The organism is Cupriavidus sp. DB3 (genome assembly GCF_020418465.1).
GTDB lineage: Bacteria > Pseudomonadota > Gammaproteobacteria > Burkholderiales > Burkholderiaceae > Cupriavidus > Cupriavidus cauae.
The window spans coordinates 741,051-766,109 of record NZ_JAIZPL010000001.1 but is presented as its reverse complement, the minus strand read 5'-3'; the positions used below and the strand labels follow the sequence as shown (position 1 = coordinate 766,109).

Genomic DNA, 25,059 nt, shown 5'->3' with positions numbered 1-25,059 from the left:
AAGCCCGGCCGCCAAGCCAAGCCCCGCCGACGGACCCGTCAGTCGCGTTCGCCCATCGCCGGGTCCGACACGAGGTCCTTGCCGGTCTCGATGCGCCCGGCAAAACGGCGGCGGAAGCTGCCTTGCTGGGTAGTCACCGTGAAGTCGTACCAGTTGCCCTGCGAGCCCACCGGCCAGTGCTGGTCCAGCTGCTTGCCGGCGGGGACTTCGAAGGTCCAGGGGCCGTCGTTGCGGTAGGCGTTCGGCACCACGGTGAAGGTGCAGGCGCTGGCGCCGGCATTGATCATCGTCAGGTAGACCGCCGCGTTGGCGATGTCGTAGCAGACGCGGATCTCCGGCGCGCTGGCACCCGCGGTGCCCAGCGTGCTGACGTCGCCGCGGAAGCTGCGATGAAAGCCATTGGGTCCCAGCACGAACAGGTCGTAGCGGCCTTCGTCGCCAGCAAAGACCTCATAGCGGCCGTCGAGCTGCTTGCCCGGTTCGACGGTGTAGCGGCGCGGCACGCGGTCCAGGTGCAGCCGGTCGTAAACATGGAACACGGCCGCGGCCGTTCCGGTATTGCTGAACAGCAGCCACATCGCGCGGCCGCTGGGGTCTTCCCGGCCGCTGACGTGCAGTTCATACGGCAGCGCGCGCGAGGGGCGCGTGCCGGTCGCCTGCGCCGGCATCTGCTGCGCGGTCGTCGGCGGCAGCGGTACCTGGGGCAACTGGCCCTGCGCGGTGCGGATCGCATCGGCGCTGGTCTTGTCCCGCGTTGGCAGCGTCGGCAGCGTCTCGGTATTCGGATTGACGAAGTTGAACGCCGAGAGCAGATCGCCGGCGATCGCGCGGCGGTACGCGCTGATATTCGGCTCCCTCACGCCGAAACGGGCTTCGAGGAAGCGCAGCACCGACGTGTGGTCGAACACCTGCGAATTGACCCAGCCGCCGCGGCTCCAGGGCGATACCACATACATCGGCACGCGGGGGCCCGGACCATAGGGCTTGCCGTCGGTGTGATACTCGCCGTCGGTCGCCACCGTCGAGGCGCCGGCCAGCGTGCCGTTGTCGAACGCGGGCGCGCAGGGCGGCGGTACGTGGTCGAAGAAGCCGTCGTTCTCGTCGAAGTTGATCAGCAGCACGGTGCGGCTCCAGACCTCCGGATTGGCCGTCAGCGCGTTGAGCACCTCTTGCGTATACCAGGCACCCTGCACCGGGCTCGACGGCCCGGGATGCTCGGAGTAGGTGGCCGGTGCCACGATCCACGACACCTGCGGCAGCGTTCCCGCCGCGATATCGTCCTTCAGTGCCTGCAGAAAGCCGCCATCCGGCATCGTGTTGCCGATGCCCTTGATCAGCGGGCTGATCGATTCGTCTGCCGGCGTGTAGGGCGGATACGGGCTGCCGTTGGGCAGGTTGCCGCGCGCCGCGTTGGCTTCGCGATATTGCTTGAAACCCGCCAGCGGATTGTCGGTGAAGTTGTCCGGCAGGTTCTGGTAGACCTTCCAGCTGACACCGGCGGCCTGCAACCGCTCCGGATACGTGGTCCAGCGGTAGCTGATGCTGGTCGCATCGAGCGAATCGCCGCGGTTGTCGATCACCGGGCCACCCATCGCGCCGGTCGGATCGTTGGTGCCGGTCCAGTGGAACAGGCGGTTCGGGTTCGTGCCGCCATGGAACGAGCAGAAGTACGCGTCGCAGATCGTGAAGGCGTTGGCCAGCGCGTACTGGAAATCGAGTTCGGCTTCGGTATAGAAGCCCATCGAATGCGGCTCCTTGTACGTCGGCCACTGGTTCATGCGACCCAGGTCCCAGGCGTCCTGCGCATCGGGATAGCTGTGCGGCGTGCCGCTGACGCGCTGCGCGTTGCCGGCGCTGCTGTCCAGGTGGTAGGGCAGCACGATGCGGCTGACGCCATTCTCGGTATAGGTCTGCTCGAAGACGTTGCGCCCGCCGGGAAGCGGAATCGGAAAGCGGTCGCCGAAGCCGCGCACGCCCTTCATCGTTCCGAAATAGTTGTCGAACGAGCGGTTCTCCTGCATCAGGATCACGACGTGCTCGACATCGCGGATGGTGCCGGTGGCGTTATTGGCGGGGATGGCAAGGGCGCGGCGGATCGCAGGCGGGAACGCGGCGAGCGTGGCGGCAGCGGCGGCGCCGGTGCTGGCGATCTTCAGGAATTGACGACGGCTGTTCGATGGCATGGCGAAAGGCGGCTGGGATGGCGGGATGGTACCGGCAGGGCGGCGATCGGGAAACCATTGGCGCCGGCGCCCGAGGCAGCGGGGCGCCGGACAGCCGAAGCCGGCACCGTACCGAACGGCGATGTCAGCGGCATGACGCGGCGATGACAAGGACCACTCCGCAACAGTGCGGGAGTTCGGCGTCGGGTCACAGTGCCGTCATGCAGGCGCACTAGGCTGGCGGGATTTTCCGAAGCCGGAAAAATCTCTCCCCCTTCTTTCCACGCCAGCGAAGGTTCCAATGCAAGCCCTGAGAATGACGAGAGCGCTGTTGGCCGTTCTTCTGACCACCGCCGTGCTGACCGCCTGCGGCGGCGACGACGACAAGCCGGGCGAAACGCCCAAGCCCCCCGAGACGCCCAAGCCGGAACTGCGCTGCGCTCCCTGAGCGCGATCCGCACCCGGCCCTCCGACTCCGCCCACAACAACAAACAGAAATGACCTCCCGCCGCAGATTCCTGCAGGCGAGCGCGGCCGCGGGCTTTTCGGCCGCGGCGCTCGCCGCCTTTCCTCCCAGCATTCGCCGCGCGTTGGCCATTCCGGCCAACAATGCCACCGGCACCATCATGGACGTGCAGCACGTGGTGATCCTGATGCAGGAGAACCGCTCGTTCGACCACTACTTCGGCACGCTGAGCGGCGTGCGCGGATTCGGTGACCGCATCACGATCCCGATGCCGAACGGCCGCAAGGTCTGGCAGCAGGAGCGCGCCAACGGCACGGTGATCACGCCCTACCATCTGGACGGCACCGCCAACAACGCGCAGCGCGTCGCCGGCACGCCGCACTCGTGGAAGGACAGCCAGGAGGCCTGGGATCACGGCCGCATGTCGCGCTGGCCCGTCGCCAAGACCGACACGTCGATGGGCTATTACAAGGAGCAGGAGATCCCGTTCCAGTTCGCGCTCGCCAATGCGTTCACGATCTGCGACGCCTACCACTGCTCGATGCACACCGGCACGGACGCGAACCGGGCCTTCCATCTGACCGGCACCAACGGGCCGGTGCCGCAGAACGTGGCCTTCGTCAACAACGAGTGGGATGCGATCAACGGCATCCCGTCGGACGCGAACGTCGGCTACACGTGGAAGACCTATGCCGAGCGGCTGGAAGAGGCCGGCATCAGCTGGATCAGCTACCAGAACATGCCGGACGAGTGGGGCGACAACATGCTCGGCGCCTTCCAGACCTTCCGCCGCGCCAATCTGGCGTCCGGCTTTCCGGTGTCGAGCGGCGGTGCGCCCGGCGCGCCGTACAACGATACGGGCCAGCCGCTGCCGTATCACGCCTACGATGCGGCGACCGACAACGCCGGCAATCCGCTCTACAAGGGCGTCGCCAACACGCTGCCGGGCAGCCAGCCGGACCAGTATCTCGACGCCTTCAGGCGCGACGTGCGCGAAGGCAAGCTGCCGCAGGTATCGTGGATCAATGCGCCGTCGATCTACTGCGAGCATCCCGGGCCCTCGAGTCCGGTACAGGGCTCGTGGTTCCTGCAGGAAGTTCTCGATGCGCTGACCGCCAATCCGGAGGTCTGGAGCAGGACGGTCCTGATCGTCAATTTCGACGAGAACGACGGCTATTTCGATCACGTGCCGTCGCCCTCGGCGCCGTCGCGCAATCCCGACAACACGTACGCCGGCAAGACCACGCTCAGCGAGGCAGAGTTGGCACCGGAGTATTTCACGCAGCCGCCGCCGCAGGGCAGCACCAGCCAGCCGGCGCCGGACGGCCGCGTCTACGGGCCGGGACCGCGCGTTCCGCTTTACGTGATCTCGCCGTGGAGCCGCGGCGGCTGGGTCAATTCGCAGGTGTTCGACCACACGTCGGTGCTGCGCTTCCTCGAGGCCCGCTTTGGCGTGCAGGAGCCGAACATCAGCCCGTTCCGGCGCGCCGTCTGCGGCGACCTGACCAGCGCCTTCAATTTCAAGACGCCGAATACCGAGGCGTTGCCGACGCTGGCGGGCCGCACCACGCGGGATGCGGCCGACGCGCTGCGCGCCGCGCAGCAGCGGCTGCCGGCCGTGCCGGTGCCGCGCGACATGGCGCTGCCGCTGCAGGCACCGGGCACGCGTCCTTCGCGCGCGCTGCCCTACGAGCTGCATACCAGCGCGCGTTGCCATGCATCGGGCCAGGGGTCGGGCCAGGTCGAGCTGCTGTTCTCGAATACCGGTACGCAGGCCGCCGTGTTCCACGTCTACGACGGCCACAAGCTGGACCGCATCCCGCGCCGCTATATGGTCGAGGCCGGCAAGACGCTGTCCGATACCTGGAACGCCGGGTCCGACAATTTCGGCCGCTACGATCTGTGGGTGCTCGGCCCCAACGGCCACCACCGGCATTTCAAGGGCGACCTGAACCGGCTCGGCGCTGCGCAGGCCGCGCCGGAGATCCGTGTCTGCTACGACATCGCCAACGGCGACGTCTACGTGGACCTGCTCAATCCGGGCGCCGCCGCGTGCCAGTTCGCCATCGCACCGCTGGCCTATCGTGCCGACGGACCCTGGCAGGTCGACGTCGCCGCGGGCGGCACGGCCTCGCGCCACTGGTCGCTGGCCGACAGCGGCCAGTGGTACGACTTCGCGGTGACATGCAGCAGCGATCCGGCCTTCTATCGCCGCTTTGCCGGCCGGGTGGAAACCGGGCGGCATACGGTCAGCGACCCGGCGATGGGCGAGGTCTGACGAGGCGGGTCAGTCATGAGGCGAGTCGCCACGCGAGTCGTCAGGCGAGTCGTCGGGCGAGTCGTCGGGCGAGGCGTCTGGCGAGGCGTCAAGTTAGTCGTCGGGTGCGATGGGCGGCGCGGCTTGCCCGCTCGCTTCCTTCACCCATCGCCATAGCGTCGCGCGGCTGATGCCCAGCCGCTGCGCGGCCTGCTGGCGGTTGCCGCCGCAGGCCGCCAGCACCTCCAGCACCCGCGCGCGAGACGCGGCGTTGGCGCCGGGGCCTGAGCCAACGTCCGAGCGAATGTCCGAGCGAATGTCCGAGCCCCCGCTATCCAACCCATAAAGCTCGGGACAGTCGTGGCGCAATTCGTCGAACGCGATCGCGTCGACGTGCTGCCACTGCGAGAAGAACACGGCCATCCGTTCGCACAGGTTCTCGAGCTCCCGCACATTGCCCGGCCAGCGGTAGGCTCGCAGCCGCTCGCGCAAGGGCGCGAGCAAGGCCGTCGCGTCCAGGTCGCTGTCGAGCCTGTCCAGGCTTCGCCGCAGCAGCACGGTGGCCAGCGCCTCGATGTCCTCCGTCCGCTCCCGCAGCGGCGGGATGCGCAATTGCAGCGTGTTGATCCGATAGTAGAGGTCCTGCCGGAATTGCTTCGCCGCGATCCGCTGCGGCAAGGGCTGGTGGGTCGCCGCGATGATGCGCACGTCGACGGGAATCGGTACGCCGCCGCCCAGCCGCACGATCTCGCGCTCCTGCAGCACGCGCAGCAGCCGCGTCTGCAACGAGACCGGCATGTCGCCGATCTCGTCGAGGAACAGCGTGCCGGTGTGAGCCGCTTCGAACAGGCCGCGCTTGCCGCCGCGGCGCGAGCCGGTGAACGCGCCTTCTTCGTAGCCGAACAGTTCGCTCTCGAGCAGCGCCTCCGGAAAGGCCGCGCAATTGACGGCGACGAACGGCTTGCCGGCGCGCTTGCTGTCGTTATGGATGGCCTGCGCGAACAGCTCCTTGCCGACGCCGCTTTCGCCGGAGATCAGCACGGTCAGGTCGGTCCGCGCGAAGCGCCTGGCGGTTGCGCAGGCCCGTAGAACGGACGGACTGCTTCCGATCAGATTGTCGAAACGATGGCGCGCGGTCGGCTGATGGCGGCGCTGCTGGCTGCGCAGGCTGGCGTCGGCGTCCTGGATATTGCGCGCGTCGTACAGCGTCAGGGCGGCACCGACCGTATCGCCGTGCTCGCGAATCGGCGTGCGATTGGCGATCCAGTCGCGCTGGGCGTAGCGCAGCACGCTGCCGCGCTCCTGCAGCCCGCTGTCCAGCGTGGTCCGCAGCGACAGCGCCGGCTCGATGTCGTCCAGATGCTGGCCGAGCAAGCGGGCGCGCACACGTCCCAGCAGCTTCTCCATCGGCGGATTGACCGCGATCAGGCGATTGTCGCGATCGACCGCCAGCACGGCTTCCTGCAGGTTGTGCAGCACGCCGTTCAGCTGCTCGTAGCGGCCCGCCTCGAGCCGGGCGACACGCGCCAGCTCGATCGCGTCCTCGATGCCCTGGCGCACCGCGCCGAGCGAGTAGGCGAGGCGGCCCTGCAAGCCATACTGCTCGGCCAGCTCCACCACGATGCTCGAGCCGACCACCACTTCGTAGCCGTCGCGGGCCAGCAGTTCGAAACACTGCCGGGCCTCGTCGGGCGTGCGGTAGGCGTACTGCGCCACCTTGATCTTCAGCAGGTCGCGCACCGCATCGAGCTCCGGGATGCACGCGCCGTACATCACCACGCCGACCTTGGACGAGATGCGCCGCGCGTTGAGCAGCGCCAGCAGGATGTCGAAGCCGGACAGCTTGATGGTGGCGACCGGTGCCACCACCGCGTTGCGCAGGATGGTGGCGTTGGCGCCGGCGCTGATCAGCGCGTCGGTCGAGCCGTCGCGGATGCGCTCGCGCGCGGCGTCGAGGGCCGCCTCGAACGAGGCGTTGACCACCTCGATCTCGGCCCGGTCCGCGTATTCGTCCAGCACGGTCATCGCGAACCGGCTCAGGTGCTTGTAGCTGATGAAGCAGAGCCGCGGCCGGGTGCCGCGGTCGTTCGGGGTGTTGCGCATGGTCTCCTCGCCGGCGGTCTGCGCGCTTCGTCCCGCCTCGAAGCTCAGGCCGCGCGCTTTCGCCGTGTTTCATCGATGTCTCGCCAGTGTTTCATGAAACGGTGAAACGCGAGTAGCAGAATGAATTATCCAAAATAATCAATGGCTTATCTCGCGCCGCAAAGGTGGCATGGGGCTTGCGGAACAAGCCGCATGCTACCGACGGAGGAAAGAATGCAGGCGCTCAGCCATATCACCGTGCTGGATTTGACCCACATGCTGTCGGGCCCGTACGGCACGATGCTGCTGGCCGATCTCGGCGCGCGCACCATCAAGGTCGAGCCGCCCGGCGCCGGAGAGGGGACGCGGCGGCTGCTGGCCGAGAGCGAGGACTATGCGCGCGACGGCATGGGCGCCTACTTCCTGACGCTGAACCGCAACAAGGAAAGCGTCTGCATCGACCTGAAGTCCGACGCCGGCCGCGCGGTGTTTCTCGATCTGGTGCGCCATGCCGATGTGGTGTTCGACAACTTCAGCGCCGGCGTCACCGAGCGGCTGGGTATCGATCATGCCGCGCTGTCGCAGGTCAATCCGCGCATCGTCACCTGCTCGGTGACGGGCTTCGGCCAGACCGGCCCGGACCGGCAGCAGCCAGCCTTCGACCAGGTCGTGCAGGCGATGGGCGGCGGCATGTCGATCACCGGCATGGCCGATGGACCGCCAGTGCGCAGCGGCATTCCGATCGGCGATCTGGGCGGCGGCGTGTTCGGCGCGATTGGCGTGCTGGCGGCGCTGGCCGAGCGCGAGCGCAGCGGCGTGGGACAGCACGTCGATATCTCGATGCTGGATGCGCAGATCTCGCTGCTGAACTACATGGCGACGATGCATCTGATGTCGGGCATCGTGCCGGAGCGGATCGGCAACAGCCATTTCGTGCACGTGCCGTACAACACGTATCCCACCCGCGACGGCCACATCATCATCGCCTGCATCGGCGATGCGTTCTTCGAGCGCTTCCTGAGCGTGATCGACCATCCGGAGTTGCGCCGCCCGGAATATCTGCGCCAGCCGGGCCGCTACGCCGACAAGGACCGCATCGACGCGATCATCGGCGATGTGCTGCGCGGCGAATCGTCGGCATATTGGCTCGACCGGCTGCGCCAGGCCCGCATTCCGTGCGGCCCGGTCAATGACTTCGCCCACGCGCTGCGCGAACCGCAGGTGCTCGGCCGCGACATGGTGGTCGAGGTCGAGCTCAAGACTGGCGAGACGGTGCGCATGCCCGGCAATCCCGTCAAGCTGTCGCGCGCGGCCGCGCCGGCGTACAGCTGTCCGCCCGCGGTCGGCGAGCACACGGAGGCCGTGCTGCGCGATCTGCTCGGCTACGACGCCGATCGGCTGGACCGGTTGCGCGCCGCCGGCGCGGTCGCATGACGGAGGCAACGACGATGGAACAGGAAACGATCGTCATCACCGATGTCGCGCCACGCGATGGCCTGCAGAACCAGGCCGTGGCGATTTCGACCGAGGGAAAACTGGAGCTGGTCCGCCGCCTTGCCGCGGCCGGTGTGCGCAGCGTCGAGGCGACCAGCTTCGTCTCGCCCCGCGCGGTACCGCAGATGGCCGATGCGGCCGACGTGGTGGCCCGCTTGCGCGGGGAGCTGCCCGATCTGCGCCTGTCGACGCTGGTGCCGAACCGCAAGGGACTGGAGCGCGCGCATGCCGCTGGCGCGCCGGAGATCGCCGTGGTGCTGTCCGCGACCGAGACCATGAACCTGCGCAACATCAATATGGATCTGGCGCAGGCCACCGCGGTCAGCGAAGAGACGCTTGCCCACGCACGCGAGCTCGGCCTGCGCACGCGCGCCTATGTCGCAGTCGCCTTTGTCTGTCCGTTCGAGGGCGAGGTGCCGCTCTCCACCGTGGTCCGGCTGGCGCAGCGCATGCGCGAGGCCGGTGCGCAGGAGATCGTGATTGCGGACACCATCGGCGCCGCCGCACCCGCCGGAGTCAAGGCGCGCTTTGCCGCGCTGGCCGACACCATCGAGATCGACCGGCTCGCGGTTCATCTGCACGATACGCGCGGCCTCGGTGCCGCCAATGCGTGGGCCGCGCTGGAAGCAGGCGTGCGGCGCTTCGACGCCAGCGTCGGCGGCATCGGCGGCTGCCCCTTCGCCCCCGGCGCGGCCGGCAATCTGGCGACCGAGGACCTGGTGTTGATGGCGGAGCAGAGCGGCTTTGACACGGGTATCGCGCTGGAGGGCCTGCTCGATGCCGTCGGTTATGCGGAGTCGCTGCTGGGACGTCCGTTGGGCGGGCGATCCAGCGCATGGCTGCGGCGCCGGTACGGGGCTGAACCGGTGACGTGAGTCCGCCGTCCGGATTCACGCCACAGCACCAGCAAGCCCCGACAAGCAAACAAGCAAAACAAGCACAACAAGCACAACACACGACGAACACAACAGGAGACAACCGATGCTGAACCATCGCTGGATGCGCGCGGCCATGATGACCGTGGCCTGCCTGGCCACCGCCGCGCCTTGGAGCCACGCCGCCGCGAAATGGCCCGACAAACCCGTCACGCTGATCGTGCCCTATGCCCCCGGCGGTGGCACCGATATCGTCAGCCGGCTGGTGGCGCAGAAGCTGTCGGAGCGCTGGGGCCAGTCGGTGGTGGTCGAGAACCGCCCCGGCGCCAACGGCGTGATCGGCACCGGCCACGTCGCCAAGTCGGCGCCGGATGGCCACACCTTGCTGATGGTGGTCGGCTCGCACGCGATCAATCCGGTGCTGATGAAGAGCCTGCCGTATGACACCGCCAAGGGCTTCACGCCGATCACGCGGCTGGCGGTGTCGCCGATGGTGCTGGTGGTCGCCAAGTCGAGCCCGTACAAGACGCTGAACGATCTGGTCGAGGCCGCGCGCAAGCAACCGCTCGGCGTGGGTTATTCGGAGGGGCAGACCCGCCTGACCGGCGAGCTGCTGCGCCAGGTCGGCAAGCTGCAGACGATCCCGGTGTCGTACAAGGGCGGGGCGCAGATCATGGTCGACATCATCGGCGGCCATCTCGCCTCGGGCTTTACCAGCGTGCTGACCGCCTTGCCGCACGTCAACGGCGGCAACCTGCGCGTGATCGGCGTTGCCGCGGACGAGCGCATGCCGATCTTCCCCGACGCGATGACGTTCAAGGAAGCCGGCCTGGATGGCGTGCAGTCGCTGAACTGGTATGGCCTGTTCGGGCCCGCCGGCATGCCCGCGGCCACGGTCGAACAGATCCACCGCGACCTGCGCGAGGTCACGGCCGACCCCGCGGTCGCCAGGCAGATGCGGGACCAGGGCGCCGCCATCGTGCTGACCCCGCCGGACGCGTTCCGCGCGTTCATCGGCAGCGAGACGCAGAAGTGGGCCGAAGTGGCACGCCGCGGCGGCATTCGCCCCGAGTAGCGCAGCGCGGACGCAACGACCCGCGATATAACGAGCAGGAGGAGACAAGATGCAACGCCGCAAACTGATTCAGGCGCTGGGGGCCGCCGTGCTGGCGCTCGCCGCGGGGCCGGGCTCCAACGCCCTGGCCCAGGACTATCCGGCGCGGCCGATCCGGCTGATCGTGCCGTTCGCTCCCGGCGGGGTCTCGGACACCAGCGCGCGCGTGATCGCCGACAAACTGGGCCAGCGGCTCGGCCAGCAAGTCGTGGTCGACAACCGTCCAGGGGCGTCGGGCAATATCGGCACCGCGATGGCCGCGCAGGCGGCGCCCGATGGCTATACGCTGTTGCTCGGCTTCGACGGCACCATGGTGATCAACCCGCATGTGTTCGCGAAGGTCCCGTTCGACACGGTCAAGGATTTCGTGCCGATCAGCAAGATCGGCGATGCCGCGCTGATCCTGATCACCCATCCGTCGGTGCCGGCGAAGAACCTGAGCGAGCTGGTGGCGTACTCGCGAACCACCTCGGCGGGCCTGTCCTATGGCAGCGCCGGCACCGGCAGCACGCCGCATCTGGCCGGCGAACTGCTGAAGGCGCGCACCGGGCTGAACATGGTCCACGTGCCCTACAAGGGAGGCGGACAGGCCATGGGCGATCTGGTCGGGGGCACGCTGCCGGTGCTGTTTACCGCGGTGGCCGGCGCGCAGCAATACGTGAAGAACGGCAAGGCCAATGCGATCGCGGTGTCCGCTGCGAAGCGCGTGCCGTCGCTGCCGGACGTGCCGACGCTGGCGGAGTCGGGCGTGCCCGGCTTCGTCAGCGACTCTTGGGTAGGGCTGCTGGCGCCGGCCAATACGCCGAAGGAGATCGTCGACAAGCTGGCGCGCGAGCTCAATGCAGTGGTCAATATGCCCGATACCCGCGAGCGGTTGGCGACGCTGGGGATCGTGCCGTCGGGCAATACTTCGGAGGCATTCGCCAGCGAGATCCAGAACGACCTGAAGAAGTACAGCGAGATCGTCAAGACCGCGAAGATTCGCGTGCAGTGAGGGCTTGCGCGTCGGCGAAGCGATCGGTCGCGGCGATCAGCTGACCGAGGATGCCCGGCTCCGTCCACGCATGGCCGGCGCCCTCGATCAGATGGAAATCGGCCTGCGGCCAGGCCTGGTGCAACGCATAGGCATAGCGCGCGGGGCATGGCATGTCATAGCGGCCATGCACGATGACGCCGGGAATGCCGGCCAGCTTGTGCGCGTCGCGCAGCAGCTGGCCTTCTTCCAGCCAGCAGCGGTGCGTGAAGTAGTGGTTTTCCAGCCGCGCAAACGCCAGCGCGAAATGGCCGTCGTCGTGCCTGGCGGCGATCGCCGGATCGGGCAACAGCGTAATCGTCTCGGCTTCCCACACGCTCCATGCGCGCGCGGCTTCAATTTGGCGGGCCTTGTCGTCGCCGGTCAGCAGCTTGCGGTAGGCCGCCATCATGTCGCCGCGCTCGGCCTCGGGCACTGGCGCCTGGAAACGTGCCCACTTGTCGGGGAACATCTCCGACACGCCATATTGGTAGTACCAGTCGAGCTCCGCCTGAGAGACCGTGTAGATGCCGCGCAGCACCAGCTCGCTGACGCGCTCGGGATGCTTCTGCGCATAGGCCAGCGCCAGCGTCGAACCCCACGAGCCGCCGAACACCAGCCAGCGTTCGACACCGGCCAGCGCGCGCAGCCGTTCGATGTCGTCGACCAGATGCCAGGTCGTATTGGCTTCGAGCCCGGCATGCGGTGTCGAGCGGCCGCAGCCGCGCTGGTCGAACAGCAATACGTCATAGCGTGACGGATCGAACAGGCGCCGATGGTCGGGCGAGATGCCGCCGCCTGGCCCGCCGTGCAGGAACACCGCCGGCTTGGCGCCGGGCGTGCCGGCACGCTCGTAGTAGATGACGTGGCCATCGCCGACATCGAGCGTGCCGGTCTCGTAGGGTTCGATTTCGGGATAGAGCGTGCGCAGCGAGGGCATGGATGCGGTCTCCGAGGGGGAATACCGCAGTGTACCGGGGCGAACGCCCCCAACAGCCTCGACGGCCGCCACAGCCGCAACAGCGCCCCCAGCGGCCCCAGCGGCCCCCCATGGCGACAGCTGACACAGCCGCGGCAGGCCCCAGGATCAGGCCGCCATCGGCGCCGCGCCAAGCCAGATCAGCAGCGCCCCTGCTGCGATCAGCACGATTCCGGACAGGCGCGCCACCTGCAAGCCCCCGGGCCCCACTTTCTCCAGCAGCACGAGCAGGGCCAGCGCGGCGACCCAGGCCAGCGCCATCACGCCGGTCACGAACAGGACGCCCATCAGCGCCCAGCAGCAGCCCAGGCAGAACGCGCCATGCCGCATGCCCATCGTCAGTGCACCACGCTTGCCGTCGCGCCAGTTCGTCATCAGGAAGCCGAGCGGGCTGCGGCAGTGGGTCAGGCAGGCCCGCTTCCATGGCGTCAGCTGGTAGAGGCCCGCCGCGCAAAGGATCGCGCCAGCGGCCACGCGGCTCGACATCGCCATCGCCGGCGACAGCAGCAGGGCCTCGTGCAGGGCCCATTGCACGAGTGTCATGGCCGCGCTGAAAGCGGTCCAGACGGCCAGATAGCCAAGCCCGAAGCAGACCACCGTCGCCGGCAGCCTGCGGTTCTCCCGCCGGCGTTGCAGTCCGGCGTAGATCAGCACCACCGGCGCGGCGGCCGGCGCCATCATGCCGATCATCATGACGACCCACATTGCGAAGGTGTAGAGCAGGTCCGCGGCCGTCCAGGGCATCGGCATGTCCTTGCCCATGCCCATGCCGGCCATCATGGCGTCGTGATCCGCAGTGGGGGGCATCGACCGGTCCAGATGGATCAGATAGCCCCACGCAAGCGCCGCTATGGCGAGCATGCAGGCCCAGCCGAACAGCCGGTCGCGCCGCTGCAATGCGCCGTACCGGGCGGCGTCCCGACCGCCGTCTCCACCGCCGTCCCGATCGTTGCCCCGATCGTTGTCCCGATCGTTGTCCCGAACGCCGGCCGGTAGCGGCACCGCGCCGGCGGGCTCAGGCTCCCTGCCAGGAGAATGGCGCATATTGGCCATTGTTGCGGCCGCTGTCATCGTCCCAGACCATGCCCAGCGCATGGACGTGGCTGCGTGCGGGGCGCGCCAGCGCGACGCGGTCCGCTGCCGGGTGGCCGGTGTTATCCAGATGGATCGGCTCGGTCGCATTCGGATTGATGCCCATCACGCCTTCGGCCGCCATATCGACCAGGTTCGGCGCGGTGACCGACCAACTGCGGCTGTTGCGGTCGAAGCGGATCTGCGCCGATTCCACGCCGGCGAACGAGCCGACCAGCGGGGAGAGCGCCGCCATCGGGCCGCCCGCGGCGCCGCTGGCAATCGCGGTGATCGCATCACGCTGTGAGGCATCGGCGCGTTCGTCGACGATCACGCCGACGGACCAGTTGCCCTTGCCCATTTCCTCTGGCGTCGACCCCAGCACGATAAAGCCGAGCCCATCGAGCGACACCTCGCCATATCGGCCCTGCTCGATCTGGAAGCCCATGGCGAAGATGCAGTGCCCCTTGGTGGGCGGCGCGGCGAGCTGTCCCGGCAGGCACGGGCAGATGAAGTCGCAGTTGCAGGTCTCGTAATACTGACCCTCGATGTTCCAGTTGGGCGTGGCCATGGTTTGCGTCCTTGCCTTGCGTCCCGGACCGCACTCGCGTACCGCGGTGGAGCGGGCGAGACGCGGCGTCTCGGTTTCGCGGGTAGCGATTCACTGGAATATAGGTGAGCGGGCGGGGGATGCCGGCCGGGCCGGCAAAGTCAGTGATCTTTGCCTCGGGATGGCGGGCGAGAGCGGCGGTGCGGGGAAGGTGGCAGTGCGGGAACGGCGGCAGTGCACGGAAGGCGCGGGTGCGGGAAGGCGGGGAACCGGGGAACGGGGAACGGGGAACGGGGAGGCGGAGAGATGGGGCGCCGGTGCCGCCGGCGGGGCGGCGGCACCGGGATCATGCAGGCGTCGGCGAGACGCCCGGCGAAGCTGCGCTGCGGCTTATTCCACCGTTGCGCCGGACTCCTGCACGATGGTCTTCCACTTCTTGTAGTCGGACTGGACCAGATCGGCGAACTGCTTCTGCGACATCAGCTTCGGCTCGGCGCCCTGCTCGTGAATCGCCTGGATCATCGCCGGCGTGGCGAGCTGCTTGTTCACTTCGGCGGCCAGCTTGTCGACCACCTCGCGCGGTGTTTTCGCCGGCGCGAAGATGCCGTACCACGTGCTGACGTCGACCTGCTTGTAGCCGCTTTCGGCCAGCGTGGGCACATCCGGCAGCGAGGTGCTGCGCGTGGCCGAGGTCACGGCCAGCGCGCGCAGCTTGCCCGCCTTGATCTGCGCCATGGCCGACGGCACCGAGGCCACCATCAGGTCCACGTTGCCGGCGATGGCGTCCATCATCGCGGCGTTCGAGCCCTTGTACGGCACGTGCAGCAGCTTGATGCCCGCGGCCTGGCTGAAGATTTCCGCGGCCAGATGAATGGTCGTGCCATTGCCAGGCGAGCCGTACTTGATCGAGCCGGGCGCGCGCTTGGCGGCGGCCACTACGTCGGCGATGTTTTTGAACGGCGAATTGGCCGGCGCGACGATCATGATCGGTGTGTAGGCGACATGCGTCACCGCGACCAGGTCCTTGCTCGGGTCGTACTTGACCGTCTTGTACAGCCACGGGGCCACGACGAGGTTGTCCTTCTGGCCCATCACCAGCTCGTAGCCGCTCGGCGCCGCGCGCACGACCTCGGCAATGCCGATGGTGCCGCCGGCGCCCGGGCGATTGTCCGGCACCACGGTCCATTTGGCGCTCTGGGTCAGCTGATTGGCGACGAGGCGGGAGAGGATATCGGTGCCGCCGCCCGGAGGAAACGGAATCACCAGTCGGATCGGCTTGGCAGGCCAGGCCGTGTCGGCCTGCACCGGGGCGATGGCGGCCATGCCGCAGGCCGCCAGAAGGGCGAGCAACGCCTTCTTCATCGTCTGTCTCCTTGTTTGGGATGTCCCGAACCAGTCGTGTTGCTGGCTTGTCGCGGCCGGATGGCGCCGGTCCCGCTGGGCTGGAGCAAGTCTAGAGGGCGGGAGTGGAGCGGGCGAAGTCATATTTTCAGAGACCAGATATGCGTTTTAAAAATAGCGGAGGTTACCACTAACGGCGGTGGGAGGGAGATGGAGGGGTCTAAGGGAGGCCTATCGCGGGCGCTGAAGGGGGTAGGGAACGGGCAGCCGCAATCGCCCGAAGCGCCCGGCGCATGCAGGGCTTCGCCGCGCGTCCTAAACGGATCAGCTGGACGCCTGGCAGGACCGGGCCTTGGAGGCGGCGTGCCTGGATGACGTATTTCGCGCCTGAACCGCGCAAATGAGCCGCGAGAACGCGTAGGGCCGAGACTGGCCGCAGGGCGATGCCCTTCCTTCAGCCTCGGCCGCGTCGGCAAAGATTCAGAAATCCACCTTCTGCCCCGGCTCCGGCACGATGACGCGGGTCGCATCCGTGGCGCCCAGCGCCGCGGTGAACTCCGCCGGCGTGCCGCGCAGCATGGGGCTGGTCAGATAGTGGATCGGGATCGCATACCGGGGGCGGATCATCTCGCGCACGGCGATCGCCGCCTCGCGCGGCCCCATGGTGAAATGCCCGCCAATGGGGATCAGCACCAGGTCCGGTTTGTAGAGCTCCGCCACCAGCCGCATGTCGGCGAACAGGCCGGTATCGCCCATGTGCCAGATGCGAAAGCCGTTCTCCATCTCGATGATGTAGCCCACCGGCTCGCCGCCGTAGTGGACCTCGTCCTTGCCCGAGCTCGGGTTCTTCCAGACCAGCTCGGAAGAGTGCTCGGCATGCACGGCGGTGATCTTCGGACCGTTGGCACCGAAGGGCGTGACCGTACCGCTCTTGCCGAAGCGCTGCGACAGGTTCGCCGGCACCATGCCGAGACTGACGAGCGTCTGCCCCATGCCGCCACCGTTGTAGATCGGTGCGTTATGCATCTTCGCCAGCGCCGGCGCATCGCCCAGGTGGTCGCCATGGGCATGCGTGACCAGGATCAGATCGACCTTGCCGAGCGTCTGCAGCTGCTTGAATGGGGCGGGCGTCTTGGGGTTTCCTGTCAGCCAGGGATCGATCACGATGACCTTGCCGCCGGGCGTCGTGATGCGCGTGGCGGCCTGGCCCAGCCACAGGACCTCGGTTTTGCCTGCGGCCGTCTGGCCCGCGGCGGACGGCAGGAGGGCCGGTGTGGAGGCGGACGTCGCGGTGGGGGCGGTCGGGCCTGTAGGCGCGGTGGCGCATGCACCGAGCAACGTCAGCAGGGCGGCGAGCAGAAGGGGGCGCGCTTGTGGCATGGCTTCCTCCGGGCGTTGTGGGCGAGGACGACGTGGGCGCAGGCGTGATGCGAACCAAAGCGACTGCCAAGCGGCAGTATTGGTACGCGCCATGGCGGTGTCAACCTGACGGGGACTGGCTCGTCTTCTCCGCCCGGCCAGCGCGCCCGCTCGGTACATCGATGATCTCCGTATCCTCCAAGGTCCCGAATAGCGCCACCAAGGAAATTATCAAAATATTTGAATAACAAGGCCAAACCGCCGTACTTCTTCAGGCTCGGCGGACCTCTATAGTTCAGCACATGGACAACGCGACGGCGCAATAAACCCAAGCGCGGCAGCGTCCGGATCGATTCAAATCTGCTGACTAATAAAGGAGAAAGCCATGCCCAAGAACGCCACCCTGAAGATCGCCTCCGCTCTGCTGCTGTCGCTCGCCGGTGCCGGCATCGCGCAGGCCGCGACGGTCCCCGCCGACAAGTACGGCTACGAGTTCCGCACGCCGCAGACGTTCACCGATGGTGCCCGCACCTTCGACGTGCATAGCGATGGCGCCCGCGGCTTTGACCCGTACACGCAGGGCGCCCGCAAGGCCGACCCCTATGTCGACGGCGCGCGCAAGGTCGCCGGCCTGGATCGCGTGGGCGTCTCGGCCACGCCCGGTCGGGCCGCCGATGCGTACACGGACGGCGCCCGCGGCTTCGATGCCTTCAGCGAAGGCGCGCGCGGCTTCAATCCCTACCTCGACGGCGCCCGGGCCCAGGCCTGATGCCGGGCGGCGCGACCGGGTACACCCCGCCGCACTCGCTGTCCAAGGGGCAAGAGCGGATACTGGCGAAGGCGGCGGCGAGTTAGTGGGACGTGGTGACGATGTAGCCGGCCAGACAGCGGCGAAGCAGGCCGCTCAACTGCGCCCCATCAGCCGCCGGCCGCTGCCCACCGTCAGCGCCGCCAACACCAGCAGCACCGCGCCGCCGATCAAGGTCGCAGCGATGGAGATGCGGTCCAGCAGCATGCCGCCGAACGCGGCGCCCAGCATGATCGCCAGCTGGATCGCCGCCACCATCAGGCCGCCGCCGCTCTCGGGCTCGTCCTCGATGCCGCGGGACAGCCAGGTCGACCAGCAGACCGGGATCGCGGCGTTCAGCGCGCCCCATGCCACCATCGCCGCGGCGACGGCCCAGAAACTGTGCCCGAACGCCAGCATGGCGACGGTCGCGGCCGCCAGCGCCAAGGGCAGCCCCATCAGCAGCCGATACAGCGAGCGGCCCACCCACGCCGAGGCGAAGTACGTCCCGATAAAGCCCGCGACGCCGAGCCCCAGCAACAGCAGCGACAGCTCTGGCACGGTGACCTGCGTGTAGCGCTCCAGGAACGGCCGGAAGTAGGTGAAGGCCGCAAAGGCCCCGCCGAACGTCAGCATCACGGCGACCATCGCGATGGCAACATGCGGGCGCCCCAGCAGCCGGAAGACCTTGCCGACCGGATTGGTGGCCCGCGGCGGCATCGACGGCAGGCTGAACCATTGCCAGAGCAGATTCGCGAGCACGAACGGCACCAGTACCCAGAACACGCCGCGCCAGCCGATGATGCCGCCCAGGTAGCTGCCGATCGGTGCGGCAAACGCCGTGGCCAGCCCATTGCCGGTGTACATGATGCCGAGCGCCTTGGGTACGTCGGCGGGTGGCACCAGCCGCATGATGGTCGCGGTCGCCAGGGCCCAGAAGCCGCCGATGGTGATGCCCAGCAGCCCGCGCGCCACCATCAGCACCGCGAAGTTCGGCGCGATTGCGATCAGCACCAGCGAGGCCAGCATGACGCCGGTCAGCGCCATCAGCACGCGGCGGCGGTCGAAGCGGCCGGCGACCGTGGCGATGAACAGGCTGGCGATGACGGCGAACAGGCCGGAAATCGAGATGGCTTGTCCCGCCATCCCTTCGGTGGCATGCAGGTCGGCGGCGATCGGCGTCAGCAGGCTGATCGGCATGAACTCGGAGGCGATCAGCATGGCCACGCACATGGTCATCGTGCCGATGGCGCTCCAGCGCTCGCGGCGCGATGAGGCAAGGGGCAGGGCTGCGGAATTTGTCACGGTATCGAAGCGCATCGACGTCTGAATATCAATCCACGAAGGCGTGACGAGCCCTTGCGGCCGTTCGGCGCAATGGCGGGCACGTCGGAGTAAAAAGGGGGCCCCGCGCAGGTCAGCGTGACCTGCGCGAGGTGCGATCGGGACGGCGATCGGGGCGGAAAGCGCGGCGCTTACGCGACCGTGCGGACCGGCAGGCTGCGGATGCGTTTACCGGTGGCCGCGAAGATCGCGTTGCACAGCGCGGGCGCCACGGGCGGCACCGGGGGCTCGCCGACGCCGCCGGGCGGCGTGTCGTGGCTGCCGTTGACCAGGTGGGTGCGGATCACGCGCGGCGAGGCGTGGTGGCGCAGCACCTCGTAATCGTGGAAATTGCTCTGCTTCACGCGTCCTTTCTCGAAGCTGATCTCGCTGGTCAGCGCCAGGCTCAGGCCCATGATGGCGCCGCCTTCCATCTGCGCGCGGATGCGCTCCGGGTTGATCTGCGGCCCGCAGTCCATCGCCATGTCGACGGCGACGACCTGCACCTCGCCCTTGTCGTTCACGGCGACCTCGACCACCGTGGCCGTGTAGCTCATGAAGCTGTAGCAGAAGGCCAGGCCCAGGCCATGCCCGCGCGGCAGCTTGCGGCCCCAGCGCGCGCCGCGGGCGGCGGCCTCGATCACGTCGCGCAGCCGGCCGGTGTCGTAGGGATAGCGCTCCGGCGACTCGGTGTAGTTCCAGGTGTCCGCCATGGTGCGCGGATCGATCTTGCGTGCCGGGCCGATCAGGTCCAGCGCGAACTGCTTGTGGTCCTTGCCGGCGCGATGCGCCAGTTCGGCAATGAAGCACTGCGCGGCAAAGGCATGCGGGATATTGGCGACCGAGCGGAACCAGCCGATGCGGGCGTGGGCTTCGACCTCGGCGGTCTCGACCCGGACGTTCGGAATCCGGTACGGCATGTTGATGGCCGACATGCCCGACTCGAACAGCTGCTGGCCCTTGGCGCCCTGCGTAAACAGCGAGCCGATGGTCGGCGCCGCGCTGCGGTGCAGCCAGGTCTGCGGCCTGCCGTCCTTGCCGACCACGGCTTCGATCCGCTCCACCGACACCGTGTGCAGGTAGTCGTGATGGATGTCGTCCTCGCGCGTCCATACCAGCTTGACCGGCGTACCCGGCATGGCCTGCGCGACGATCGCGGCCTCGTCGACGAAATCCGGCTTGGACTTGCGGCCGAAGCCGCCGCCCAGCAGCAGCACGTTGACTCGCACGTCCTTGGGCTCGAGCTTGAGCCGCTTGGCCACGGCGGTCTGCGCGGCAACCGGATTCTGGATCGACGTCCATACCTCGGCGGACTTGCCGCTGACGCGCACGGTGGCAACCGGAGGCTCCATCGAGGCGTGGGCCAGATGGGGGACGTAGTATTCGGCGGCGTAGCGCTCGGCTTCGGCGCTGTTGTTCCAGGCGGCCGGCGCATCGCCTTCGTTGCGCACCACCTTGCCCGGTTGCCGCGCGGCGGCCTCCAGCGTGCGGCGATACGCGGCGGAGTCGTAGCCGGCGTTGGGCCCATCGTCCCAGTCGATCTCGAGCGCGGCACGGCCCTGCATCGCGGCCCAGGTATTGCGCGCGACCACGGCGACGCCGCCCAGCGGCTGGAAGGCCGGCGCGCCGCTGAACGGCGGGATTTCGACGACCTTCAGCACGCCCGGTACGGCCAGCGCCTTCTCGGCGCGGACGGCCCGCGCCTTGCCGCCAACCACCGGCGGCCGTGCCACCACGGCATAGACCATATTCGGCAGGCGCACGTCCATGCCGTAGGTGGCCTGACCCTTGCCGATCGCTTCCAGATCGACCATCCGCACGCGGTCCTTGCCGATGTAGCGGAACTGGTCTGGCGTCTTCAGCTTGAGCGTGCCCTCGGCAGGGACTGGCTGCTTCGCGGCGTCGGCGGCAAGCTCGCCATAAGGCAGGCGCCGGCCCGTTGGCAGGTGCACCACTTCATGCCGTTGCGCGCGGACCTCGCCGACCGGCACGGCCCAACGCGCGGCGGCCGCTGCTTCCAGCATCTGCCGTGCCGCCGCACCGACGCGCCGCATCGGCATCAGGAAGTGCCGCACGCTGCGGGACCCGTCGACGTTCTGGTTGCCGTAGCGGGTCTCGTTGGCCTCGGCCTGCACCACCTTGACGCGGTCCCAGTTCGCCTCCATCTCGTCGGCGACGACCATCGGCAGGCTGGTTCGCACGCCGGTGCCCATCTCGGCGCGGTGCGCGACGATGGTCACCGTGCCGTCCGCGCCGATCGAGACGAACACCAGCGGGTCGGACACCGTGCCGCCGGGCATGGAGTCGGCGCCGTATTTCTTCGGCGCGTCGTCGTCCGCGTGCGCCAGGCCAATGACGCCAATGACGCCATTGGCGCCGACCGCCAGCGACAGCGTGCCGAGCAGCGTTCCCTGCAGGAAGCCGCGGCGGGACAGGTCCGGTGCCTGGATCGAGTCGTTGTCGCGCATCACTTGCCTCCCTTGGCCAGGGCGCCGGCCGCCTGCTTGATGGCGGCGCGGATTCGCGGATAGGTGCCGCAGCGGCAGATATTGCCGCTCATCGCCTCGTCGATCTGGCGCTCGCTGGGGGCCGGCGTGGCCTTCAGCAGGCTGACCGCGGACATGATCTGCCCGGCCTGGCAGTAACCGCACTGCGCGACGTTGTTCTCTACCCAGGCCTTCTGCACCGCGCGGCCGACGCGATCGGCTTCCACGCCCTCGATCGTCGTGATGGCGTGCCCGTCCGCCGCGGAGACCGCGGTGATGCAGGCGCGAATCGGGGAGCCGTCCATATGCACCGTGCAGGCGCCGCACAGTGCCATGCCGCAGCCGAACTTGGTGCCGGTCATGCCCAGCTCATCGCGCAACACCCACAGCAGTGGGGTGTCGCCCGGGACGTCGACTTCCTTGATCTGACCGTTCAATTGGAGGCGTGCCATGGTGCAATAGGGGAGTAATGGAATGGGGGTGGGTTTTTTATTCGGCGGCGAGCCTGCAGCCGGGCTGCGCGTCAGCGCAATGATATTCGGTTATTTGGAATGGATCATTACGCCAATCGGCAAGCACTCATGTATTGTATTCATCAATGTTTTCCTCTGCAGGGGACGACGAAGACGATATTCCGCTATCCCGCCATCCCGCTATCCGTATGGAATGCGGGCAGTCACCGCAACGGCAATTGCAACCGCAAACCCCAACCGCAGCTCGCATGGCACGCGATAACATCAACGACATTCTCGCCTTTCTGGCCGTCGCCCGGGAACGCAGCTTCACGCGCGCGGCCGCCAGGCTCGGCGTCTCGCAATCCGCGCTCAGCCATACCATCCGCGCGCTGGAGACGCGGCTGGGCGTGCGGCTGCTGACCCGCACCACGCGCAGCGTATCGCCGACCGAGGCCGGTGAACGGTTGATCCAGACCGTGGCGCCCAGGCTGGAAGAGGTCGAGGCCGAAATTTCCGCGGTCAGGGAATTGGGCGACAAGCCGATCGGCACCGTGCGCATCACGGCGATCGATCATGTCATCGACAATATCCTGATGCCGCGGCTGTCGAGCCTGCTGGCGGCCTATCCCGAATTGCGCGTCGAAATGAATTCGGACTACCGGATGGTCGATATCGCGGCCGAGCAATACGATATCGGCGTGCGCTGGGGCGACCAGATCGCCAAGGACATGATCGCGGTGCGGCTGACGCCGGATGTACAGATGATGATCGTCGGCGCGCCGGACTATTTCGCGGCGCACGGCGAACCACGCTCTCTCGAAGACCTGCTCAGGCACAACTGCATCACGCTGCGGCTCAGCGGCGGCGGCCTGTATGCCTGGGAGCTCCGCCACAAGCGGCGCGCGGTCCAGGTTCGCGTCAGCGGGCAGCTGACCTTCAACACCGCCTATCAGATGGTGCGTGCCGCGGCCAGCGGCGGCGGCCTGGCCTTCGTGACGGAGGACCTGGCCGAACCCTATCTGCGCGACGGGCGTCTGCGCAGGGTCATGGACAATTTCTGTCCGAAGTTTCCGGGACTGTTTGCCTACTATCCGAACCGGCGCCATGCCTCCCGGGCGCTGAGGCTGGTGATCGACGCGATCCGCTGCCCGGAATGAGGCGAACAACGACGCGGCGGGGCGCGACTCGCGCCGCGCCCCGCCCGCCCCGCCGAAAGGGAATCCCTACCGCAATGCAGCCCGCTCAGGGCTTCACTGCAATCGCCCCGATCTCCACGGCCACATCGCGCGGCAGCCTGGCTACCTGCACCGTCGCGCGCGCCGGCGTGACGCCGGTGAAGTAGGTCCCGTAGACCTCGTTCATCCTGGCGAAGTCGTTCAGGTCCTTCAGGTAGACCGTGGTGGAAACCACGTTGGCCATCGTCATCCCGTCGGCGGCCAGCACCGCCTTCAGGTTGTCGAGCACCAGCCGGGTCTGCGCCTCGATCGGCGCGTCCTTCAGCAACTCCCCGGTCTTCGGGTGAATCGGGATCTGCCCCGCCAGGTACAGCACATTGCCGGCACGGACCGCCTGCGAATAGGGTCCGATGGCCTTGGGCGCATCGGGCGACGAGACGGCACGCAGTGCACCACCTTGCATGGCGCCGCCATGCTGGGCGCAGGCGGACAGCGATGCCACCCCGCAAGCCGCGGCGGCAATCAATGCGATCGATCGTTTCATGGACTGACTCTTGTTGGAATTGGATTGGGGTCGGTTACGCCATGGCGCCGGACAGATTCCACATCGAGTCCACCAGCCGGTCGATGTCGTTGGCGTCGTGCCACAGGTGCGTCGAGATGCGGATGCCGTAGTGCTGGGCGGGCGCGCCGATGACTTCGAAATTGACCGAGCGGATCACGAAGCCCGGCGAGAAGTCGCTCAGCATGCGGTTGACGAACGTCGTTGCCTTCTGCTGGTTCATCGCATCGTCGCGGTTGCGGAACGGGTTGAAGCAGGTCAGCGCCGAGACCAGCTTCGGATCGTCCTTCGGCGAGTACAGCGAATCGATGCCCCAGCGCTCGACGATCTTTTCCTTCAGATAGGCCGACAGCGTCAGGTCGTAGGTCTCGATCTTCTTCCGGCCGATCGAGTCCCACATCTCGCAGGCGCGGGCGAGCGACTTGAACATCGGCACGTGCAGGCTGCCGCAGGACGTCACCGTGGCCGCGATGTCATAGGAGCCGCGCGGCTGCTGCCTCGCGTAGGAACTGGTATGGATCGGGAACCAGTCGGGCAGCGGCAGCGGGTTCGATGCGCGCATCTTGTTGCGGATGACCAGGATGCCGGTCGAGCCCGGGCCGCACTGCCACTTGTGTCCGGCGCCGGACATGAAGTCCATGCCGAGAGCGCCGTAGTCGTACGCCATCATGCCGGGCAGGTGTGCCCCGTCGACGATGCTGATCAGGCCGTGGGCCTTGACCACCTCCATCAGATCGGCGATCGGCAGCATGGTGCCGGTCTTGTAGGTGGGCGAGGACCACATCATCGCGCGCACCCGCTTGCCCTGGCCCTTCAACGCACGGATGCGCTCGTCGAACAACTGGACATAGGTGCTGGCGCTCTGGCGGTTGCCGGTCGGCAGCGGGATCATCGACACCTCGATGCCGTAGCGGTCCACCGCGATATTGAGCGGCGTCAGCCCGCCGCCGTGCTCATGGTTGGTGGTCACCACGACATCGCCCGGCTCCCATTTGATGCCCAGGATCGCATGGCACATGCCCGACGAGGTGTTGGCCGAGAAGGCCAGTTCGTCGCGATCGACGCCGAAGCCCTTGGCCACGGCCTCGCGCAGGTCGGCGAGGTTGCCATAGCCGCTGGCCGAGTCGGCTGCCTTGGCGAAGTTCTCCTGCTGGAAGGTATCGAGCACGACCTGCGGCATCGAGCCGCCGGTGCCGATGTTCATGTAGACCTTCTCGGGCTTGAGCACGAACATGCCCTGCACCTGCGCCCAGAACGCTTCGTCCTGCGTCAGCCGCGAGCGCAGGTCCGAGGCCTGCGCCGACGCGTCGTCGGAGCAGGCGCCGATCAGCGGCCCCAGGGCCAGCGAGCCGGCGCCGTAGGCCAGCATGCGCAGGAATTCGCGCCGCTTGGGCGTCCACGTCGACAAGTCGTCCACCTGCGGTTGCGTCGCGACAGCCCGTCTCTGCGTTTGCTTCAACTCGTCCATGGTGCTCTCCCGTTTTCGTCCAGCGATCGGCGCATCGGCGC

Annotated in this window: 19 protein-coding genes; 7 read left to right on the top strand and 12 right to left on the bottom strand. The window is 67.7% G+C overall.

Annotation, left to right across the window (positions count from 1 at the left end):
* Positions 1 to 38: 38 nt before the first annotated feature.
* Entirely contained in the window at positions 39 to 2,183 is a 2,145-nt protein-coding gene (locus K7G19_RS03245; RefSeq protein ID WP_226105747.1) for a phosphocholine-specific phospholipase C, read from the bottom strand.
* 476 nt (positions 2,184 to 2,659) lie between these two features.
* Here K7G19_RS03245 and K7G19_RS03240 point away from each other — a divergent pair, with 476 nt between their 5' ends.
* On the top strand, positions 2,660 to 4,906 hold the full coding sequence (locus K7G19_RS03240) for a phosphocholine-specific phospholipase C (RefSeq protein ID WP_226105746.1): 2,247 nt from the start codon (positions 2,660 to 2,662) through the stop codon (positions 4,904 to 4,906).
* Between the two features lie 93 nt (positions 4,907 to 4,999).
* Here K7G19_RS03240 and prpR read toward each other — a convergent pair whose 3' ends face one another.
* A complete protein-coding gene (gene prpR / locus K7G19_RS03235) occupies positions 5,000 to 6,988 on the bottom strand; it encodes a propionate catabolism operon regulatory protein PrpR (protein ID WP_226105745.1) in 1,989 nt (662 codons plus the stop codon).
* A gap of 213 nt (positions 6,989 to 7,201) precedes the next feature.
* On the opposite strand from prpR, the gene K7G19_RS03230 reads away from it, so the two are divergent.
* From K7G19_RS03230 to K7G19_RS03215, 4 genes are all read left to right on the top strand, one after another.
* The gene (locus tag K7G19_RS03230) at positions 7,202 to 8,401 is read left to right on the top strand and encodes a CaiB/BaiF CoA-transferase family protein (RefSeq protein WP_149315964.1); all 1,200 of its coding nucleotides are present in this window, start codon (positions 7,202 to 7,204) and stop codon (positions 8,399 to 8,401) included.
* Positions 8,398 to 9,336 carry a hydroxymethylglutaryl-CoA lyase gene (locus K7G19_RS03225; protein WP_226105744.1) on the top strand — a complete coding sequence of 313 codons (939 nt, stop codon included), beginning with the start codon at positions 8,398 to 8,400 and terminating at the stop codon, positions 9,334 to 9,336. The genes K7G19_RS03230 and K7G19_RS03225 overlap by 4 nt, the downstream gene beginning before the upstream one ends.
* Positions 9,337 to 9,442: 106 nt before the next feature.
* Entirely contained in the window at positions 9,443 to 10,411 is a 969-nt protein-coding gene (locus tag K7G19_RS03220) for a tripartite tricarboxylate transporter substrate binding protein (RefSeq protein ID WP_226105742.1), read from the top strand.
* 49 nt (positions 10,412 to 10,460) lie between these two features.
* Positions 10,461 to 11,444, top strand: a complete 984-nt coding sequence (locus K7G19_RS03215; protein WP_223819711.1) for a tripartite tricarboxylate transporter substrate binding protein — start codon at positions 10,461 to 10,463, stop codon at positions 11,442 to 11,444.
* Here the strand turns inward: K7G19_RS03215 and pip are convergent.
* From pip to K7G19_RS03190, 5 genes are all read right to left on the bottom strand, one after another.
* Positions 11,416 to 12,402, bottom strand: a complete 987-nt coding sequence (pip, locus tag K7G19_RS03210; RefSeq protein WP_226105740.1) for a prolyl aminopeptidase — start codon at positions 12,400 to 12,402, stop codon at positions 11,416 to 11,418. The genes K7G19_RS03215 and pip overlap by 29 nt on opposite strands.
* 147 nt (positions 12,403 to 12,549) lie before the next feature.
* Positions 12,550 to 13,494 carry a DUF2182 domain-containing protein gene (locus tag K7G19_RS03205; RefSeq protein WP_226105738.1) on the bottom strand — a complete coding sequence of 315 codons (945 nt, stop codon included), beginning with the start codon at positions 13,492 to 13,494 and terminating at the stop codon, positions 12,550 to 12,552.
* On the bottom strand, positions 13,457 to 14,083 hold the full coding sequence (locus tag K7G19_RS03200) for a DUF1326 domain-containing protein (protein WP_149315960.1): 627 nt from the start codon (positions 14,081 to 14,083) through the stop codon (positions 13,457 to 13,459). The genes K7G19_RS03205 and K7G19_RS03200 overlap by 38 nt, the downstream gene beginning before the upstream one ends.
* 369 nt (positions 14,084 to 14,452) lie before the next feature.
* Positions 14,453 to 15,424 (bottom strand): Bug family tripartite tricarboxylate transporter substrate binding protein, encoded by a 972-nt coding sequence (locus K7G19_RS03195; RefSeq protein ID WP_370639471.1) that lies wholly within the window; start codon positions 15,422 to 15,424, stop codon positions 14,453 to 14,455.
* A gap of 459 nt (positions 15,425 to 15,883) precedes the next feature.
* On the bottom strand, positions 15,884 to 16,783 hold the full coding sequence (locus K7G19_RS03190; protein ID WP_150083995.1) for a metal-dependent hydrolase: 900 nt from the start codon (positions 16,781 to 16,783) through the stop codon (positions 15,884 to 15,886).
* A 364-nt stretch (positions 16,784 to 17,147) separates the two neighbouring features.
* Here K7G19_RS03190 and K7G19_RS03185 point away from each other — a divergent pair, with 364 nt between their 5' ends.
* Positions 17,148 to 17,531: a hypothetical protein gene (locus tag K7G19_RS03185; RefSeq protein ID WP_150083921.1), complete on the top strand. Its 384-nt coding sequence runs from the start codon at positions 17,148 to 17,150 to the stop codon at positions 17,529 to 17,531.
* A gap of 135 nt (positions 17,532 to 17,666) precedes the next feature.
* Here the strand turns inward: K7G19_RS03185 and K7G19_RS03180 are convergent, their stop codons facing one another.
* From K7G19_RS03180 to K7G19_RS03170, 3 genes are all read right to left on the bottom strand, one after another.
* Positions 17,667 to 18,854: an MFS transporter gene (locus K7G19_RS03180; protein WP_226105736.1), complete on the bottom strand. Its 1,188-nt coding sequence runs from the start codon at positions 18,852 to 18,854 to the stop codon at positions 17,667 to 17,669.
* A 170-nt stretch (positions 18,855 to 19,024) separates the two neighbouring features.
* Entirely contained in the window at positions 19,025 to 21,340 is a 2,316-nt protein-coding gene (locus K7G19_RS03175) for a xanthine dehydrogenase family protein molybdopterin-binding subunit (RefSeq protein WP_226105734.1), read from the bottom strand.
* Positions 21,340 to 21,810, bottom strand: coding sequence for a (2Fe-2S)-binding protein (locus tag K7G19_RS03170; RefSeq protein WP_150083924.1), 471 nt, complete (start codon positions 21,808 to 21,810; stop codon positions 21,340 to 21,342). Before K7G19_RS03170 ends, K7G19_RS03175 begins: the two co-directional genes overlap by 1 nt.
* A 269-nt stretch (positions 21,811 to 22,079) precedes the next feature.
* Between K7G19_RS03170 and K7G19_RS03165 the strand changes: the two genes are divergently transcribed.
* Positions 22,080 to 22,970, top strand: a complete 891-nt coding sequence (locus K7G19_RS03165; RefSeq protein ID WP_226105732.1) for a LysR family transcriptional regulator — start codon at positions 22,080 to 22,082, stop codon at positions 22,968 to 22,970.
* 85 nt (positions 22,971 to 23,055) lie between these two features.
* Here K7G19_RS03165 and K7G19_RS03160 read toward each other — a convergent pair whose 3' ends face one another.
* Complete coding sequence (locus K7G19_RS03160) at positions 23,056 to 23,451, bottom strand: RidA family protein (protein ID WP_255650666.1); 396 nt, start codon at positions 23,449 to 23,451, stop codon at positions 23,056 to 23,058.
* Between the two features lie 115 nt (positions 23,452 to 23,566).
* A complete protein-coding gene (locus K7G19_RS03155) occupies positions 23,567 to 25,018 on the bottom strand; it encodes an aminotransferase class V-fold PLP-dependent enzyme (RefSeq protein WP_149315941.1) in 1,452 nt (483 codons plus the stop codon).
* Positions 25,019 to 25,059: the final 41 nt, after the last annotated feature.

Coding starts and splice junctions, on each gene's coding strand:
- K7G19_RS03245 (WP_226105747.1), bottom strand. CDS start 2,183: ATGCCATCGAACAGCCGTCGTCAATTCCTGAAGATCGCCAGCACCGGC.
- K7G19_RS03240 (WP_226105746.1), top strand. CDS start 2,660: ATGACCTCCCGCCGCAGATTCCTGCAGGCGAGCGCGGCCGCGGGCTTT.
- prpR (WP_226105745.1), bottom strand. CDS start 6,988: ATGCGCAACACCCCGAACGACCGCGGCACCCGGCCGCGGCTCTGCTTC.
- K7G19_RS03230 (WP_149315964.1), top strand. CDS start 7,202: ATGCAGGCGCTCAGCCATATCACCGTGCTGGATTTGACCCACATGCTG.
- K7G19_RS03225 (WP_226105744.1), top strand. CDS start 8,398: ATGACGGAGGCAACGACGATGGAACAGGAAACGATCGTCATCACCGAT.
- K7G19_RS03220 (WP_226105742.1), top strand. CDS start 9,443: ATGCTGAACCATCGCTGGATGCGCGCGGCCATGATGACCGTGGCCTGC.
- K7G19_RS03215 (WP_223819711.1), top strand. CDS start 10,461: ATGCAACGCCGCAAACTGATTCAGGCGCTGGGGGCCGCCGTGCTGGCG.
- pip (WP_226105740.1), bottom strand. CDS start 12,402: ATGCCCTCGCTGCGCACGCTCTATCCCGAAATCGAACCCTACGAGACC.
- K7G19_RS03205 (WP_226105738.1), bottom strand. CDS start 13,494: ATGGCCAATATGCGCCATTCTCCTGGCAGGGAGCCTGAGCCCGCCGGC.
- K7G19_RS03200 (WP_149315960.1), bottom strand. CDS start 14,083: ATGGCCACGCCCAACTGGAACATCGAGGGTCAGTATTACGAGACCTGC.
- K7G19_RS03195 (WP_370639471.1), bottom strand. CDS start 15,424: ATGAAGAAGGCGTTGCTCGCCCTTCTGGCGGCCTGCGGCATGGCCGCC.
- K7G19_RS03190 (WP_150083995.1), bottom strand. CDS start 16,783: ATGCCACAAGCGCGCCCCCTTCTGCTCGCCGCCCTGCTGACGTTGCTC.
- K7G19_RS03185 (WP_150083921.1), top strand. CDS start 17,148: ATGCCCAAGAACGCCACCCTGAAGATCGCCTCCGCTCTGCTGCTGTCG.
- K7G19_RS03175 (WP_226105734.1), bottom strand. CDS start 21,340: ATGCGCGACAACGACTCGATCCAGGCACCGGACCTGTCCCGCCGCGGC.
- K7G19_RS03170 (WP_150083924.1), bottom strand. CDS start 21,810: ATGGCACGCCTCCAATTGAACGGTCAGATCAAGGAAGTCGACGTCCCG.
- K7G19_RS03165 (WP_226105732.1), top strand. CDS start 22,080: ATGGCACGCGATAACATCAACGACATTCTCGCCTTTCTGGCCGTCGCC.
- K7G19_RS03160 (WP_255650666.1), bottom strand. CDS start 23,451: ATGCAAGGTGGTGCACTGCGTGCCGTCTCGTCGCCCGATGCGCCCAAG.
- K7G19_RS03155 (WP_149315941.1), bottom strand. CDS start 25,018: ATGGACGAGTTGAAGCAAACGCAGAGACGGGCTGTCGCGACGCAACCG.